The sequence below is a fragment of the Pantoea sp. AN62 genome, from assembly GCF_050432985.1.
Lineage (GTDB): Bacteria > Pseudomonadota > Gammaproteobacteria > Enterobacterales > Enterobacteriaceae > Pantoea > Pantoea brenneri.
This window is the reverse complement of record NZ_JBNPYB010000016.1, coordinates 18134-38090: the sequence shown is the minus strand read 5'-3', so window position 1 is coordinate 38090 and position 19957 is coordinate 18134. Positions and strand designations below refer to the sequence as shown.

Genomic DNA, 19957 nt, shown 5'->3' with positions numbered 1-19957 from the left:
GTGTCTGATACCTGAATTATCGCGCAACTTTTCGCGCACTGGCGGCCACAGCTAACAGCAACAGCGCGATTAATAAAAATGCGCCGCTGAGGCTGATCCATTGTGATATGAATCCGATTAAGGCCGGACCTGAGAGAATACCCGCATATCCCAGCGTTGTCATGGCAGAAATCGCCAGGTTTGCCGGCATATCCTGTTGATTCCCCGCCGCATTGAATAACATCGGCACGGTATTCGATAAACCGAAACCGACCAGCAGAAAAGCCAGTAGCGCCATCTCCGGCCACGGCAGCCACACTGCCAGGCTCATGCCCGCAGCGGCCGTCAGCGCGCCAGTCAGCATCACCGGATAACGACCGAAGCGGTGAATGATTTTATCGCCGCCAAACCGGCCCAGCGTCATCGCCGTTGAGAACAGTGCATAGCCCAGACCGGCATGGGTCGGCGACATGGCCGGGTTCTGCAACAGCAGCAGCGCGCCCCAGTCCAGCACCGCTCCTTCCGCCAAAAACAGGATAAAGCAGAGCGCACCCAGAAAGGCGACCCAGCCACGTGGGATCACCAGCCAGGGCTGATCGGGCTGATGCAAACGCTGGTTCATTAAGCCGGGCAGACGCCACAGTAACAGCAGCAGCATCACCGCCATGATCACCATCACGGCGCTCAGCGGCGTAAAACTCAGGCTTAACAGCAGACTCACCGCGCCAGCGCCCAGAATGCCACCGAGGCTGAAAAAACCGTGAAAGCCAGACATCATCGGCTTGCCGGCCGCTTTTTCGACCTGAACTGCCTGGTAGTTCATTGCCACATCCAGCATGCCCAGACCGGCACCAAAACACATCAGAGCTGCGGCCATTACCAGATGGGAATCAGCCGTGGCCAGCAGCGGCATCATTGCCAGCACCAGCACTGTCGAAAGACACATCACCCGCCGGCAGCCAAATCGCGCAACTAATGTGCCGGTGATCGGCATCGCCGCCAGCGAACCAATGCCCAGACAGAGCAGTAACGCGCCCAGTGAGGCACCGTTAAGCTGCAGGCGGTCGCGCGCAAACGGCACCAGCGGTGCCCAGGCTGACATGCCTAAACCATTGATTAAAAACACCGTGCGGGTGCCCCAGTTCAGGCGGCTATCGGGTTTATTTTGCTGTGCAGCGTCCAGTGCAGTCATAGGTCAGATTCATCAGTGGCAAAGCGAAAAAGTGTAGCATTGCGGCCATGAAAACTGGCACCCGCCGCGCCATTTATTACCGGTGTGGTGCAGCGGCAGATGCGTAACAAAACCGCGAGTTTACCGACTTTTAGCGGTGCGCGGATTTTTTCCAGAACTTTCCTGGCTAATCTCGCAGCACGTAACGTGACTTAAGCCAAATTTGATCGCCATTTTTCAACCACTTGTCAGCGAAAATGGCGATCAGGGCCAGCGATAAATGATGGCTGAATCGCTTAATTAAGAAATTCTTTTTTCCGCTCTAAAGTTCAGGTGGAGGTTATTTTTTAACCTTTTTAACCCAATCATAGAAACTTCCTGCAACAAATTGACATGTAAAAACAACGATAAAGCAACTTTGCTGAAAGCCTTATTGCAAGTGTTGCTTATAGAAAGAATGTTAAAACATAATAAAATCTGCACATTAAAATTGATTTTTATCTCCCTTGCGTTAAAGATTAAGCAGGCGAAACCGCTGCGTTTTGCGTATAACTACACACAAATAATCCAATAAAAATAGCGCCACGCCGGGAATTTTCCCCGGTGTGTAGCGTCACCTGGCTTTACTGCCTTTAGATACACCAGGCTAAGACACTTTCTGTCTGACAGAAGGTGAAGGAATGTGTGAATACTATAAGCATGAAAATATTTTATGTTTTTAGATTCAGTATATTAGCCAATCTGGTGGAGTAGAGGTTACAAATGGCAGAACTCACGCAGGGCCGGGTCGATATCATTTCGCGCGAAAATGGCACGCTTATCTCGCAGAGTACAGGCGGTTCATCACAAACCATTAACCTCACCGAACCCAGCGTGGTCCGCATTAGCGGCACGCGCGCAATGGTGGCGCAGTACGAACGCCAGGGAAACGATCTTGTTCTGCATATGCGTGATGGCAGTACTGTCCACTATCAGAAATTTTTCTTTGATGATGCCGAAGGCGAACACAGCGAACTGGTTTTTGATGATGGGGTTAATCCACCGGAACACGCCCTGTTTCCGCAAACGGCAGAAGGGGCCGAACTGGCCTCTAACGCGGTGACACCGACCTATGAATCGCTCGACAGCGTAGAGCCGCTGTTGCTGGCGGATAACACCAACTCGTCAATGGGTGTGATTACTGCCGGCGGTCTCGGCGTGCTGGGCCTGGCCGGTCTGGCGATTGGCGCAGGGGGTGGCGGTGGTGGTGGTGGCGGCGGCGGTGGTGATAACAACAACGGTGTCGATCCCGGCACGCCGGGTAATCCCCCGACGGCTGGCGCGCCGACCATTACTCTTAATCCATTTGCCGGCGACGACGTGCTGGATAACGCGGAGAAATCAACCGCCCAACTGCTGAGCGGCACCACCAGCAACGTTGAAGCAGGTCAGATTGTAACCATCACCCTCGGCGGCCAGACCTACAATGCCAGCGTCGGTGCCGATGGCAGCTGGAGCGTCAGTATTCCGGCCAGTGCCCTGGCGGCGCTGGCGGCAGGCAGCACCACCATTTCAGTCAGCGTGAGTAACGCCGCCGGCACCGCCGCCGCGGCCAGTCTGGGGATCACCGTCCAGCAACCCGATACCACGCCGGATGCCCCGACAATCACCATCAACCCGTTTGCCGGTGACGACGTGCTGAGCGGCAGTGAGAAAACCACTGACCAGACGCTGAGCGGAAGTACCAGCAATGTTCAGGCGGGCCAGATCGTCACCATTACGCTGGGCAGCCAAAGTTTCAACGCCACGGTCGGTGCCGACGGAAGCTGGAGCATCACTTTGCCTCCCGCCACGCTTGCGGCACTGACGCAGGGCGCGCAGACGATTACCGCCACCGTCAGCAATCAGGCGGGTACCCAGGCCAGCGAAAGCCGTCCGATTCAGGTTCAGGCCCCGGTCACCGAGCCGGGTATGCCGGGGGTGGAGATCGACCCGTTTACCGGTGATAACGTACTGAGTAACGCCGAAAAAACCGCCGACCAGACCCTGAGCGGCACCACCACCAACGTCGAAGCCGGTCAGGTTGTCACCGTAACGCTCGGCGGCCAGAACTACAGCGGCAGCGTAGCAGCCGATGGCAGCTGGAATATCACCGTGCCAGCTGAAGCGTTAGCGGCACTGGCGTCGGGCAGCACCACCATTACCGTCAGCGTGGCCAACGCGGCAGGCACGCCAGCCACCGACAGCCTGGCGATCAGCGTTGACGCGCCGCTCACCCAGCCAGGCGCGCCAGTTATCGCCATCAACCCGTTTGCCGGCGACGATATCCTGAGCAATGACGAAAAAAACAGTGACCAGACCCTGAGCGGCAGCACCAGCAACGTGGAAGCGGGGCAGGTAGTTACCATCACGCTCGGCGATCAGACCTACAGCACTGCGGTGGGTGCCGATGGTAGCTGGAGTATTAGCGTACCGGCCCAGGCACTGAATGGGCTGGCTGCGGGTAGCCTCGCTATTTCGGTTGTCGTCACCAATCAGGCCGGCGTTGAAGCCAGCGAAAACCGCGATATCAACGTGGAAACTCCGGTGACGCCCGGCGCGCCCGGCGTGACGCTGGCTGATTTCGCCGGCGATAACCAGCTAAGCAATGTCGAAAAAACCACCGATCAAACGCTGAGTGGCAGCACCAGCAACATTGAGGCCGGACAAACCGTCACGGTGACGCTGGGCGGTCAGACTTACAGCACCAGCGTGGGCGCAGATGGCAGCTGGAGCCTTACCGTGCCTGCCGCCGCGCTAACGGCGCTGGCAGCCGGTGAAACCACCATCACCGTATCGGTCAGTAATGCGGCCGGCGACACCGCGACCAGCGCGCTGCCGATCATCGTTGACGCCCCGGTTGTCCAGCCGGGCGAACCGTCCATCTCGATTGGTCAGTTTGCCGGAGATGACATCCTTAGCAATGCTGAAAAGGGCACCGCCCAGACGCTCAGCGGCAGCACCACCAATGTCGAAGCGGGTTCAGAGGTGATTGTGAACCTCGGCGGGCAGAACTATATCGGCATCATCGATGTCGATGGCAACTGGCAGGTGATTATCCCGGCGGCGGCGCTGGGCAATCTCCCCGCCGGTTCGAATGCCATTACTGTGGCCGTCACGAACCTGGCGGGAACCACCGTCAATGAAACACGCGATATCGCGGTTGAGGCAGCGGGCACCGGTCCGGCCATCCCGACCCTGACCATCAACGATTTCGCCGGTGATAACCTGCTCAGCAACGAAGAAAAAGGCGTTGATCAGGTCCTGAGCGGCACCACCAGCAACATCGAAGCGGGGCAGGTCGTCACCGTGACGCTTGGCGGCCAGGTTTACAGCGCCAGCGTCGATGCTGACGGTGGCTGGAGCCTGACGGTGCCGTCCGCGGCACTGACGGCGCTGGCCGCTGGCGAGACCACCATCACGGTATCGGTCAGCAACGCTGCCGGCACCACGCTCAACGACACGCTGCCCATCAGCGTCACGGCACCGGTCACCTTACCGGGCGAGCCAACCGTCGCTATCAACCCGTTTGCCGGGGATGATATTCTCAGCAACAGTGAGAAAACTGGCGATCAGCTGCTGAGCGGCACCACCAGCAACATTGAAACCGGTCAGCCGATCACGGTAACGCTCGGCGGTGAGACGTTCAGCACCACCGTGGCCGCAGACGGCAGCTGGAGCGTCACCATTCCGGCCTCAACGCTGGCAGCCTTAGCCGCTGGCAGCGTTACGTTGAGCGTATCGGTCAGCGATCTGGCCGGCACCACGGTGAGCGAAACCCGTGATATCGCGGTAGAAGCCCCGGTGACCGCGCCGGGTACGCCGACCCTGAGCGTGGCGGCGTTTACCGACGATAACCTGTTAAGCAACGAAGAGAAGCTGGACGCGCAGGCGGTGTCCGGTACCACCACCAATGTCGAAGCGGGCCAGATCGTTACCGTGACGCTGGGCGGAGAGTCCTACAGCGGCACCGTCGGTGACGATGGCAGCTGGAATATCAGCATTCCGGCCGATGCGCTTGGCGCGCTGGCGAGCGGTTCCACCACCTTGTCGGTCACGGTCAGCAACGCAGCAGGCATCACCGCCAGTGACAGCCTGCCGATCACGGTTGAAGCCCCGGTCACCGTGCCGAATGCACCGGTTCTGACCATCAATCCGTTCGCGGTCGATGATGTGCTGAGCAATGACGAAAAAGCCAGCGACCAGTTGCTGAGCGGCAGCACCACTAACGTTGAAGCCGGTCAGATTGTCACCGTCACCGTTGGCGATCAGACCTTCAGCGCCGCGGTAGATACGGACGGTAACTGGAGCCTGACCCTGCCAGCCAGCGCACTGGCCGCACTGCCTGCCGGCAGCGCCACCATCAGCGCTACGGTCTCCAGCGTGGCAGGTACCGGGGCCAGTGAAAGCCGCGGTATCGCGGTAGAAGCTTCGCCTGAACCTGGCGTACCAGCGATTACGGTCAACGTTTTTGCCGCAGACGATCTGCTGGATAACAGCGAAAAAGCGGTCGATCAGACCCTGACCGGCAGCACCAGTAATGTCGAAGCGGGCCAGACGGTCACCATCACGCTGGCTGGCGCAACGTACACTACACAGGTCGGGCCTGAGGGGAACTGGAGCGCTCTGATTCCGTCTGCGGCGCTCAGCGCGCTGGCCGCGGGCAGCACCACACTTACGGTGAGCGTCAGCAACGCGGCAGGGACCGCTGCCACTGACAGCCGCGAGATCAACATTACACCCGCGCCAGGTGAGCCGGGCGTTCTGACCATCAGCGAACCGTTGAGCGGCGATGGCTTCCTCAACCAGCAGGAGGCTGGCAACGATCTGGTGATCTCCGGTTCAGCAGTTGGCGTCGCCGCAGGACAGTCGGTGCTGGTGGCCTTTAACGGCAGCACCTACAGCGGCGTGGTCGGCAGCAACGGATTCTGGAGCGTCACCGTTCCGGCCAGCGATCTGACCGATATTACTGACGGCGTCAAGGCAGTGTCGGTGACCGCCATCGATGCCAATAACACCCCGCTGACCGATTCGGCGCAGCTCAACGTGGTGGTCAGCAATCAGCCACAGATCACGCTTAACGACAGCGCGCTCACGGATGGCATTCTCAACCGCGCCGACACCAGCAGCGATCTGGCGATCGGCGGCAGCACCGGCAAAGCGGCGGCGGGTCAACAGGTCGAACTGGAACTGAACGGTAAAACCTACAGTGCCACGGTCAATCCTGACGGCAGCTGGAGCCTGGCCTTGCCTGCCAGCGATCTCGCCCTGCTACCACAGGGGAGCAACAGCCTCAATATCACGGTGATTGATGAAGCAGGCAACCGCGTTGGAGACACGCTGGACTTCAGCGTCGATACCCGGTTGCCGAACCTGATTGTGGCACCGGTGGCCGGTGGCGATGGCATTCTCAACAGCAGTGAAGTGGCGGCCGGGCTGCCGGTCAGCGGATCCGGCGCTGCGCCGGGGGAATTGGTTTCGGTCACGCTGAATGACCAGACTTACACCACCACCGTGGATGGCTCCGGCAACTGGACGGTGACCGTGCCGTCTGACGCGCTGCAGGCGCTGGCGGATGGCAGCAGCTACCGTCTCGACGTCAGCCTGACCGATGCCAGCGGCAATATCATTACGCAAACCCAGCCGCTGGCAGTCAGTACCCAGTTGCCTGAGGCAACGGTGGCGGCACCGGGCGGTGACGGTGTGCTCAGCAACGGTGATCTGACGCAGCCGCTGCTGTTCAGCGGTACCGGCACGGCGGGCGATACGGTGTCGGTGGTATTGAACGACAAAACCTACACCGCCACGGTGGATGGCAACGGTAACTGGACCGCGTCGGTGCCGGTGTCCGATCTCGGCGCACTCACTAACCAGACCTATCCGGTGAGCGTTACCGTCACCGATCCGGCCGGTAACAGCAGTGACCTCTCGACCGAACTGCGGGTAGCTACCGCGGTGCCAGCTTTAACCGTCAACCCACTCACCGATGATGGCGTGATTAACGTTGCCGATGCGCAGCAGCCGCTGAGCGTCAGCGGCAGCGGTGATGAAGGCGATATTATTCGCGTCTCGCTCAACGGCCAGACCTACAGCGCCGTGGTGGCGCAGGAGGGGAGCTGGAGTATCACTGTTCCTGCTGCCGATCTGGCTCTGGTGCCGAACGGTGCCCAGGCAGTGACGGTGGTGGCCACCGACAGTGATGGCAACGTCAGCCAGACGACGGATTTAGTGACCTTTGCCACCACGCCACCGCTGCTCGAAGTCTCAACCCCAGCCAGCGACGGCTATATCAACATCGCTGAGCACAGTCAGGATCTGACCATCGATGGCCGTGGCGGCAGCGCAGGCGATGCGGTGTCGGTCGACTTTAACGGCACGGTTTATACCGCGACGGTCGATACCAGCGGCAACTGGAGCGTCACGGTGCCGGCTGCGGTAATCAGCCAGCTGGCAGACGCTATCTATCCGGTTAACGTGTCGATCAGCGATACGTACGGCAACAGCAGCAGCGTGCTGTCGGATGTTACCGTGCTGGCGGCGACCCCACCGGCGCTGACCATTGATCCGGTCACGGCGGATAATCAGGTCGATAGTGCCGAACAGCTGAGTGATATTCAGGTTACCGGCACCGTCACCGGCGTACCGGCCGGGCAGCCGGTAGTGCTGGCGATTAACGGTCAGTCTTACGATGGTGTGGTCCAGGCAAATGGCGTCTGGAGCGTCACGCTACCGGCCGGATCGCTGGGCGCGGCCGGGGAGAAAACCTTTACCGTGGCGATCCTCGATGTCGCCGGTAACACGGCGCAGCCTGCCAGCGGACAGTTCACCGTCATCACCACTAACGCACCGCTGCTGTCGATTGCGCCAATCGCCGAGGATAATCAGCTCAACGCGATCGAAGCGCAGAGCGATCTGACCCTCAGCGGCAGTTCAACCAACCTGGCCGTCGGTAGCGTGGTCAGCGTTACGCTGGTGCCGGGCGGCACCGTTTACAGCGGTACCACCGACGAAACCGGGGCCTGGACGATCACCGTGCCAGCCGGCGATCTGGCTAATCTGGCGCAGGGCACCACCACGGTAACCGTGACCTCAGGCGAGGTTTCCAGCAGCCAGACGCTGCTGGTCGCCACCACGCCGCTGACCGCACCGGTCATCAATACGCCGTTTACTGACAGCATACTCAACAGTGAAGAAGCCAGCGCGGCGCAAACCCTGACCGGCACCACGACGCCGGGCCAGGCGGTTAGCGTCAGCGTGGGCGGCAGCAGCTATCCGGCAACGGTGGCGGCGAATGGCGACTGGAGCGTGGTTCTGCCGCCGTCGGCGCTGCAAGCGCTGGCGCAGGGCAGCAATCCGATCACCGTCACTACCACCGATCTGGCCGGCAACAGCGCCAGCACCACGGTGCCGCTGACGGTCGATACCGGCACACCAACGCTGGTGGTTAATCCGATTGCCACCGATGGCATTATTAACGGCGCAGAAGCTGACGCCGATCTGCCGATCAGCGGCACCGTCGCCCCGGGCAGCAGCGTGAGCCTGCTGCTGAACGGCGTCACCTACGATGCCATAGTTGCTGACGATGGCCGCTGGACCGCCACCGTACCCCGCGCCGATCTGCAGGCGCTGACCGATGGCCGCTACGATCTCAACGTCACGGTGACCAGCGCCGGTGGCAACAGCAATACCAGCGCCTTGCCGCTGACCGTCGATACTGCCGCACCGGACTTCAGCCTCAATTCACCGGCCGGTGATGGGGTGCTGAACGGCGCAGAACAGGCGGCGGGCATCAGCTTCAGCGGAACCGGCAGTGAAGGCGATCGGGTCAGCCTGACGCTGAACGGCGTGACCTATACCGGCACGGTCAATGCCGACGGTAACTGGTCACTGGACGTGCCGCCAGCCGCCCTGGCGGGCCTGACTAACGGCAGCAGCTATCCGGTAGTGGTGACCGTCAGCGACACGGCGGGCAACAGCAGCAGCCAGAGCAGCACGCTGAACGTTGCGACCGCTGCACCGTTGCTGGTGGTCGATCCGATCAGCGGCGATAACGCCCTGAGCGTCAATGATCTGACGCAGCCATTGGTAATCAGCGGCACCGGTCAGAATGGCGATCGGGTTACAGTTGAATTTAACGATACGCTCTACAGCACCACCGTTGGCGCCAACGGTCAGTGGTCGTTGCAAATCGCGCCGGACAATCTCACCGGGCTGCCGTCTGGCAGCAACCCGGTAACCGTCACCGCCACCGACGCCAATGGCAACCAGACCAGTCAGACCATCGATCTGAATGTGGTGAACGCACCTGAACTCCAGCCAACGCTGACCGTAGACAGTGATGCCTTTTCCGGCGATGGCGTTGTCAGCGCTGCCGAACAGCTGCAGCCGATTACCCTGCGCGGCACCTCCACCAACGTGGAAGCAGGACAGCAGGTCACCGTCTCTCTCAATGGAAGCAACTACAGCGGCGTGGTCGAAGCCAGCGGCAGCTGGAGCATCGTGCTGCCGGCTGGGGCGCTGGCCGGTCTGGCGGAAGGCAGCCAGACCCTGAACGTCAGCGTGATCAATGCGGTCGGCAACACCAGCAGCAGCCCGCTTAACTTCAACGTGGATAATACCCAGCCTTCCGTTGCACTGGCCCCGATCACCGGCGATAACTACCTCAACGCCAGTGAACTGACTGGCGATGTGCTGGTCAGCGGCAGCACCAGCGGTCTGCCACAAGGCAGCATCGTAGAGGTGACCGCGAATGGCACCACCGTCACCACCACCGTGGCGGCCGACGGTAGCTGGAACCTGTCCTTACCGGCTGGCACATTGACTAATGTCGCCGACGGCCCGCTGACCGTGACCACCACCGTCACGAATGCCGACGGTACGCCACTGGCGACTACCGACACGGTGGTGACGGTGATCGCCACCGCGCTGCCGGTTGCCACCCCAGGCGACGCGTTCGGGGACGGGGTGCTTAATGGCGCGGAAGCGGCGACCAGCGGCACCATCACCGGCACGACCGGCGTCAGCGGCGATGGCCAGGCGGTCAGCGTGACGCTGGATGGCGTCAGCTACAGCGGCACGGTCGATCAGGCCGGCAACTGGCAGGTGACGATTCCGGCTGAAGTGCTGTCAGCGTTACCGCAGGGTGAAACACCGTATACCGTGGTGGTCAGCGATGTGGCCGGTAACAGCAGCCAGGCGGGCGGGACGGTTGCGGTTGATACGCTGCCTCCGCCGCTGAGCCTGAATACGCCGTCAGGTGGCATCATTAATGCCGCAGAGAGCCAGCAGCCGCTGGCGCTGACCGGCAGCAGCGAAGCCAATGCCCTGATCGTCGCCAGCTTCAACGGCAGCAGCGCCAGCACCACGGCAGACGCGAACGGCAACTGGAGTCTCGATCTGCCCGCCACTATCTACAGCGGGCTGGGCAACGGCAACTATCCGCTGACCGTTACCGCCAGCGATGCCGCCGGCAACAGCACCAGTAGTAACACCAGTCTGGCGCTGAAAGTCGATCCTGCCAGCCTGCCAACCCTGACGCTGGATACCTTTGCCGGCAACAACGTGGTGGATGGTGCAGAGCGGCTGACCGATCAGCGTCTCTCCGGCACCGTCAGCAACGTCGAGCCAGGGCAACTGGTGACCGTGACGCTGGACGGCAACGTCTACAGTGCCGCGGTGCAGGCCAGCGGCGCCTGGAGCCTGACCGTACCGGCGGGCGCGCTGAGTGCGCTTAATGACGGCAGTGCCAGCTTCACGGTGGCCGTCAGCGACGTGGCGGGCAACACCGCCACCAACACCCTGGCCTTCGACGTTAACAGCAACGCCTCCGGCCTGGCGCTCAATGCACTGAGTGGCGATAACTACCTGAATGCCCAGGAACTGGCTGAGCCGCTGATCGTAACCGGCAGCTCGGTCAATGTGCCGCAGGGTGGCACGGTGACGGTATTGCTTAACGATGTCAGCTACACCGCGCAGGTCGCGGCCAACGGCAACTGGAGTCTGATCGTACCGGCCAACGCGCTGGCCGGTCTGGCGGATGGTGCTTACACCCTGACGGTGACCGCTACCGACAGCGGAGGCGCGACGCTCAGCAGCGCGGCGACGCTCAACGTACTGGCCACCAATCTGCCCGATCCGACCATCACCAGTCCGTTTGGTGACGGCACGCTCAACAGCAGCGACATCACCAGTGCGCAAACCCTCAGCGGGACCACCGGTGCCAGCGGAGACGGCCAGAGTGTCAGCGTAGTGCTGAACGGCAACACCTATACCACGACGGCCGACGACAATGGCAACTGGACGGTTTCTGTCCCGGCGGTCGCCCTGGCGGATCTGCCGGAACAGACCGTCGGCTACACCGTGACGGTACAGGATGCGGCAGGCAACACTGCCAGCACCGACGGCAGTGTCGTGGTGGATCGCACGCCACCGGTGTTAACCCTTGATGCGGTGGCGGGTGATGACATCATCAACATCGCCGAAAGTACGGCACCGGTTATCCTGAGCGGCAGCAGCGACGCCGGTGAAGGGCAGCTGGTTACCCTGACGCTGAATAACCAGGTCTGGACCACCACCGTCAACGGAGAGGGCAACTGGAGCCTGACGCTGCCGGCGGGCGCACTGACGGATATTCCGGCCGGTCTCTATACCGTCACCGTCACCGTGCGTGATACCGCGGGCAACCCGGTCACCGAAACGCGGGAGATCAATCTGGCGACCGCCTCGTTGTCGGTCAGCATTGACACGCCATTCGGCGATGGCTATCTGAGCCGCAATGAAGCTGACTCCAGCCAGACGCTGAGCGGTACCACCGGATTACTGGGCGCAGGCCAGACGGTGAGCGTGACGCTGGGCGGCGAGAGCTATTCAGCGGTGGTTGATGCCCAGGGCAACTGGACGGTGACCCTGACGCCAGCCCAGTTGCAGACCCTGAGCGACGGTATTAATACCCTGGAGGTCAACGTCAGTGATGCCGCAGGCAACAGTGGCTCACTCGCCAGCAGCGTCACGGTCGATTTCACCCCGCCAGCGCTGAACGTGAATGCGATTGGCGGCGACAACACCATCAACTCACTGGAGCTGTTGCAGGATGTGGCGGTCAGCGGTACCGCCTCGGTTGCTGATGCCGGACAGATTGTCACCGTCAGCTTCCAGAATGTGGATTACCAGACCCAGGTGCTGTCAGACGGCAGCTGGCAGGTGACGCTGCCCGCCAGCGTGCTGCAGGGGCTGACGGATGGCAGCTATCCGGTCGGGGTCTCGCTGACCGATGCCGCAGGCAACCAGACCAGCATCAGCCAGACGCTGACCCGTGATGCCGACAGCGCGACGCTGCCGACCCTGACCATCGGGCCTGTCAGCGGTGATAACTACCTCAATCAGGCTGAAGCAGGGCAGGATCTGACCGTCAGCGGCACCAGCACCAACCTTGCCGAGGGACAGGTGGTGACGGTCACGCTGAATAATATCGACTACAGTGGCACGGTCGCGGCCGGTGGCGGCTGGACGGTGACCGTACCGGCGGCCGATATCGCTACTCTGCCGGATGGTGAGCAGGCGCTGGTGGTGGTGTCCGCTGATGTCGCCGGTAACCCGGCCAGCAGCAGCAGCAGTCTGGTGGTGGTCGCCAGCGATCAGGCCCAGCCGACGCTCAGCGTCAACGTGGTGGCCGGTGATGATGTGATCAACGCCACTGAAGCGACCGGCGACGTGGTGGTCAGCGGCACCAGCACCCAGCTGGCTGGTGGCACCGCGGTCACAGTCACTTTCAACGATGTCGATTACAGCACCACGCTCGACGCGAACGGCAACTGGACGGTGACCGTGCCCGCGACGGCCTTCAACGGCCTGCCGGCAGATTCCACCCAGACCTTCAGCGTGCGCGCCAGCGATGTGGCCGGCAACCCGGCCACGGCAACCCATGATGTCACGGTCAATACCACCTTGCCGGTGGTGACGAACATTGCGCTCAGTGCCGGCAGCAGCCTGAACCTGGCGGAGTCGTTGCAGGATCTGACCATCACCGGTAACACCGCAGAAGGTCTGCCGGTGGCGGTCACCTTAAACAACGTGACCTACACCACCACCGCCGGAACGGGCGGGAACTGGTCGGTCACCATTCCGGCCGCCGATCTCCAGCAGTTAGCCGATGGCTCACAAACCATCAGCGTGACGGTAACCGACCCAGCAGGCAACGTCACCACCGATACCACTACCTCGCTGGATGTCGCCTTTAATACCCTGCCGACCATCAGCCTGGCGGCGCCGTTTAGCGACGGGCTGGTGAGCGCCGCCGATGCGGCCGGCGAGCTGTCGCTGAACGGCAGCAGCAGTGTGACCCCAGGCACCATCGTCACGATCCAGGTCGGTGAGCAGACCTTCAGCACCACCGTGGGCCAGGACGGGAACTGGTCGCTCTATCTGGCACCTGGCGCGCTGAGCAGTGAGCCAGACGGCCTGACCGAGGTGGTGGTCTCCACCGTTGATGCCGCCGGTAACCCAGCGCAGGCTACAGCCGGGATTGAAATTCTGCTGACGCCGCCGGTAACGCCGACCTTCGCCACCACGCTGTTTGGTGACAATGTGATCAACAGCAGCGAAGCGGCAACGGTGCAGGTTATCAGCGGTACCACCGCGGTGGGCGACGGCCAGTCTGTCAGCGTGACGATCGGAAACGACAACATTCCGTTGTCGGTCACGGTCGATGCAAATGGCAACTGGACCGCCAGCCTGACGCCGGAATACATCGCTATTCTCGGCAACGGGCAGCACACTCTTACCGTGACCACCACCGATCGGGCGGGTAACAGCACGGAAGCGACCCAGAGCTTTATCACCGCCACGACGCCGCTTGTTGCGCCTACGCTGGATACGCCATTCACTGATGGCCGTATCAACGCTGACGAGGCGGCGGCAGGCGGTGCACTGAGCGGCACCATCAACGTCACCAATCCGGCGTCGGTGCAGGTTACCGTTAATGGCACCGTCTATTCCGCCACCCTGAGCGACGGCGATAGCCGCTGGACGCTGGATCTGCCACCGGCGGTATTGCAGTCGCTGCCGGATGGTAACTGGCCGGTCACGGTGACGGTCACCGATGTTAACGGCAACAGCGCCAGCGTGGGCGGCAACGTGCTGGTCGCGGTGAATAACCTGCCGGACGTTACCCTTAATCTGCCGTTTGGCGACGGTGCGCTCAGTGCGGCTGATGCGGCAAGCGAGCAGGTGCTGAGCGGCTCGACCGGGCTTAGCGCGGCCGGACAGACGGTCAGCGTGCTGATCTCAGGTTTTAATGGCGATCAACCGCTGACCGCGACAGTACAGACCGATGGCAGTTGGTCGCTGACGCTGACGCCTGCGCAACTGGCAACTTTTACCAGCGGTAGCCACACCATCACGGTCACCGCCAGCGATCTGGCCGGTAACACCGACAGCACGGCGCTCAACGTGGTGACCGAGGTCACGGCCCCGACCCCAACCTTTAACGACGGTGCATTTGGCGCTGACAGTGTGCTGAATATCAGTGAAGCGGCGGCGGGCGTTACGCTGACCGGCTCCACCGGTAGCATTGGTGATAATCAGGCCGTGAGCATCACCGTCGATCTGAACGGTTCGCGCTACAACGGCGCGGTGGATGGTGCAGGTAACTGGGTGGTTAACATTCCGGCCAACGCGCTGAGTTCACTGGGTGATGGCGCGCATACTCTGACGGTTAACGTGGTCGACGCGGCGGGTAACACCGGCACCACGGAGCTGGCCTTTACCGCCGATCTCACTGCACCGCAGCCGACCGTTGATGCTCAGTTCCTCGATGGCTACATCAATGCCGCCGATGTTGCAGCGGGCTTTACCCTGAGCGGCACCACCGGCGAAACCGGTGCTAATCAGACGGTGCGGATCACCATGGGTGATGCGGTGTACAACACGCTGGCCGATGCCAGTGGCAACTGGACGCTGCCGCTGAGCAACGCGGATCTCTCGGTGTTCACTGACGGTAGCTATCCGGTCACCGTGACGGCAACCGATGCGGCCGGTAACAGCAGCACCATCAGCAGTTCGCTGGTGGTTGATACCACGCCGCCGGTGCTGACTGTCGGCACCTTTGCCGGCGATGGCGCGCTCAGCTATAGCGAGAGCATCCAGCCGCAGCTGCTGAGCGGCACGGCTGCCGGTGCCGAACCGGGCACCGTGCTCAGCGTCTCGCTGGGCGCGACGGCGCTCGGAACGGCGGTGGTCGGCGCGAACGGCAGCTGGAGCCTGACCCTGACGCCAGAACAGATGGCCACCTTCAGCCAGCCGACGACGACCCTGGCGTTAAGCGTCAGCGACCTGGCGGGCAACACTACCAGCCAGGATCTGACCTTAAACGTCAATCTCACGCCACCTCCAGGACCGCTGGTGACGCTGGGTACTATTTCAGGCGATAACATCATCAGTACCGCCGATCAGGCGGGCGGGGTAGTGGTGAGCGGCACCTCGGCTAACCTTGGCGCGGGCGGCTCGGTCACGGTGGTGATTAATGACATCAATTATTCCACCACCCTGAACGCCAACGGTAACTGGTCGACCGTCGCCCTGCCGGTCAGCGATTTCGGCAATGCTGACGGCAGCGTCGCCATTACGGTCATCGCTAACAATGGCACGACCTCGGTATCCACCAGCGGCAGCGTGCAGATCGATCTGACGCCACCGACCCTGACGCTCAACACCTTTGCTGGCGACAATCGGGTCAACGGCAGTGAAGGCGCCACCAGTCAGGTGATCAGCGGCACCGCCGATAGCGCCGAAGTCGGGCGCACGGTGGTCGTCACCTTCAATAACAAAAGCTATAACGCCATCGTACAGAGCAACGGCAACTGGTCCACTACCGTACCGGCCAGCGACATGCAGGCGCTGCAGGATGGTGCTGCACCGGTGATTACGGCGCAACTGTCCGACGCGGCGGGCAACGTTACCACCGTCAATGAAACGGTGACGGTGGACAACACGGCACCGCTGATCCTGATTGACGCCTTCCTCGGTGACAACCTGATCAACGCGGCGGATCTGCTGCTCAGCCAGGTATTGACCGGCAGTGCCCAGGGCGCTGAAGGGCAAACCGTCAGTCTCTATCTCGGTGACGGCGCACCGATTGCCACGGCGGTGGTCGGTGCTGACGGCCGCTGGAGTCTCGATGTCGATCCACAGGTGCTGTCGAGCCTGAATGATGGCGCGCTGGTGTTTGGCGTGCGGGTTAATGACGTCAGCGGTAACCAGACTGACGCCACTCTGACCGTGAATAAACTGGTCAACAGCGCGCTAACCCTGGTGGTCGATTCGGTCTTCGGCGACGGAACGCTGAGCGCCATCGATACCACGGTGGCACAAACCATCAGCGGCGTGGCCACCTCGGCAGGGGTTGGCGCGACGGTCTCGGTAGTGCTGGGCGGAACCACGCTGTCAGCCGCCGTGGGCCAGGATGGTAAGTGGGCGATTGTGGTACCGCCTTCCGTACTGGGGCTGCTGAGTGATGGCGATCTGGCGCTGAACGTCACCCTGACCGATGCGGCCGGTAACGTCCGTAGCGTCCCGGAAACCGTGACGGCGATTGTCAATGCCGTGCCGGTCGTTGGTACCCTGACCGGGCTGTTTGGTGGCGATAATCTTCTTAACATTGCTGAAGCGGCAACCGGTCAGGTGGTCGGCGGGGTGATTCAGAACGCCGCCGCCGGTTCACAGGTCACCGTCACCTTTGGCAGCCATACCTACACCACCACGGTGCAGGCGGGCGGCACATGGAGCGTTAACCTGCCGGGCGGCGATCTTAGTTCACTGCTGGATGGCAACCTGACGCTGGGCGTGAGCGTCACCGATCGGGCCGGTAACGTCGCTTCTAACAGCGCGACCATTGGCATCTTCACCCAGACGCCGTCGATCAGCCTGACCTCACTGTTTGGTGATGGCGTGCTGAACCTGGCGGACATCGCCACCGGCCAGGTGATCAGCGGTGTGGTCAACAATGTGGCGCAGGGCTCGGTGGTGACGCTGAACATTGGCAGTAGCCAGCTCACCACCACGGTCGGCGCAGGCGGTGCCTTCACGGCGACGGTCACGCCGGATATTCTGGGCACGCTGGCGCAGGGCAACCTGACGGTCGGTGCCTCGGTCACCGATCCGGCGGGCAATACCGCCAGCACCAGTGCCGGGATCCGGGTCGATACGCTGCTGCCCACCATCACCGTTAATCCGCTGTTTGGCGACGGCCTGCTTAACGTGGCGGATGCGCTGGTCACCCAGGTGATCGGCGGCGTGGTTGGCGGGGCAGAACCGGGCTCGCGTGTGGTGGTCTCTGTCGGATCGCAGCAGTTCATCACCACCACCGATGCCAGTGGCAACTTCAACGTTTCGCTGACGCCAACGCTGTTGCAGGGCATTACCGATGGCAATCTCACCGTCGGTGTCAGCGTTACAGACAGCGCGGGCAACACCAGCAGCACCTCGGCGGGCGCGCTGGTCGGCATTCACAACCTGCCGAAAGTGACGCTTAACCCGTTGTTTGGTGACGGCGTGCTGAACCTGGCAGAATCGCTGGTGACGCAGACCATCAGCGGTACGGTATCAGGCGTGGCGGCGGGCAGCAGCGTCCGGCTGGCGATTGGCAATACCACCGCCACCGCGCTGGTTAACGCCGACGGAAGCTTCTCGACCACGGTAACGCCAGCGGTGCTCTCTACGCTGCTGAGCGGCAACTTCACGGTCAGCGCCTCGGTCACCGATCCGGTGGGCAACACCAGCAGCACCAGTGCCGGTGTCTCGCTGGGGCTGATTCAGCCGACGCTGTCGGTGAATACGGTGTTTGGCGATGGCGTGCTGAGCGCAGCGGATCTGGCCTCCAATCAGACCATCAGCGGCAGCTCAAGCCTGGCGGCCGGTTCAACCGTCAGCGCCACGCTGAACGGGCTGACCTACACCACTAAAGTGGTGAGCGGCGGTAGCTGGAGTATCAGCGTACCAAAAGCGGATCTGGCGGCAATCACCGACGGCAGCAAAACTGTGACCGTGACCGGCACCGACGCCTATGGCAACGTGGCGAACAGCAGCGGTGCGCTGAGCGTGATTGCGCATACTGCGCCGACGGTCGCCATCACCTCACTGTTTGGTGACAATGCGCTGAGCGCAGTGGATGTCAAAACGGCGCAAACCATTAGCGGCAGTACCACCAATGCGGAAGGATCGGTGGTGCGCGTGGCGCTGGGCGGACAGACCTACAGCACCACGGTGAACAGCAACGGTAACTGGAGCCTGTCGATTCCGGCGGCCAGCCTGGCGGCAATTGCCGATGGTCAGTACACCGTCACCGCCAGCGTCACCAATGGCGCGGGCAGCAGCGGCAGCGGCTCGGCCGCACTCGGCGTAGTCAGTCACACCACGCCGACGGTCAGTCTGGGCAGCTATTTTGGCGGTGACGGTTACCTGAATATTGCCGAAGCCAATACCGCCGAAACCATCAGCGGCACCAGCACCAATGCCGCTGGCGGCACGGTAACGGTTAACCTCGCGGGCAATATCCTCACCACCACCATTGGCGCGAATGGGGCATGGAGCATCAGCGTACCGTCAGCCACCCTGAAAGGGATCTCTGATGGCAGTCATCCGCTGACCGTAACGGTGGCTGATATTGGCGGCAATACCGTCACCAGCAGCAGCTCCTTTACCGCACTGTCACACAATTCACCGCTGGTGGGCGCCGATCCGGTGCTCAGCATCGTGACGTCGTTGCTGACCGGACTGACGGTGCAGGGCGGCTCGCTGAATGCGGCGCAGGGATCGAAAGTCAGCGTCACGCTGCTGCTCGCCAACGGCAGCAACGGACCGACGATCAATACCACCACCGATGCGCTGGGGCGTTACTCCGCTAACTTCGCGCCGTCGTTGTTGTCGGTTGGCGGCCTGCTGCTGTCGCTGGGTACGCTGGCAAAAATCACCATCACTGATGTGGCAGGCAACAGCTATTCGACCACCAATACTCTGCTGTTAGGGTCATTGTTGCCGATTACGACTGCCGCCACCGAATCGGTGGCACTGTTCCCGGTGGCCGATGACAGCGCCACGGTGGCCAGTGCCGGCGGTGAAACGCAGCACAACACCAACAGCAGTGAGGAAAACGTCACCCATGCTGCGGTGGTCTCGACCCTGACCACCGACGCGGATATCACCGCGCCGGCCAGCAGCAGTGAAAGCGCTTCCGCACCGGAAACCGTTGCCGCCGCTGCGCCAGCCGGGGAGGCCAGCTACACCATTGGTGGCGTGGTGATCACGCTGGCTGATGGCAGCACGGTGGAAGGTGCAGCGGTTACCGGCAGCAGTGGGGCTGATACCGTGACGGTCAGTGATCTCAACTTTACGCACATCGATGGCGGCGCAGGCACCGATACGCTGGTGCTGAACGGGGAGCATCTGAATCTGGATCTCACCTCGCTGGGTCTGAAAGTCGAGCACATTGAAGTACTCGACCTCGGCAAAACCGGGACTAACTCGGTGAAACTCGATCTGAATGAAGCACTGAGCATTACCGACCAGCAAAGTGATGATTTGATCATCAAGGGTGCCGATGGCAGCCAGGTGACGCTGGCGAACAGCAATGGCGGCATCTGGGCGGTAACCGGCGAGCGTACCGTGCAGGGGCAAACCTTCGAGGTTTATCACAATTCGGCGCTGACCAGCGATAACACGCTGGGCGATGTGCTGGTGCAACATAACCTGCAGGTGCATATCGTGTAGTGCGGCTAAAATATCAGTAAACCTGATGGA

The 19957-nt window shown here is 61.7% G+C and carries 2 protein-coding genes; one reads left to right on the top strand and one right to left on the bottom strand.

What is annotated here, in order from left to right; genetic code table 11:
* Nucleotides 1–16 precede the first annotated feature (16 nt).
* The gene (locus tag FHW04_RS18355) at nt 17–1171 is read right to left on the bottom strand and encodes an MFS transporter (RefSeq protein WP_031376600.1); all 1155 of its coding nucleotides are present in this window, start codon (nt 1169–1171) and stop codon (nt 17–19) included.
* Between the two features lie 741 nt (nt 1172–1912).
* Between FHW04_RS18355 and FHW04_RS18350 the strand changes: the two genes are divergently transcribed.
* Nucleotides 1913–19927: an Ig-like domain-containing protein gene (locus tag FHW04_RS18350; RefSeq protein WP_179420053.1), complete on the top strand. Its 18015-nt coding sequence runs from the start codon at nt 1913–1915 to the stop codon at nt 19925–19927.
* Nucleotides 19928–19957: the final 30 nt, after the last annotated feature.

Bases quoted from the DNA above. Each gene is read 5' to 3' on its own strand.
- FHW04_RS18355 (WP_031376600.1), bottom strand. From the start codon at position 1,171: ATGACTGCACTGGACGCTGCACAGCAAAATAAACCCGATAGCCGCCTG.
- FHW04_RS18350 (WP_179420053.1), top strand. From the start codon at position 1,913: ATGGCAGAACTCACGCAGGGCCGGGTCGATATCATTTCGCGCGAAAAT.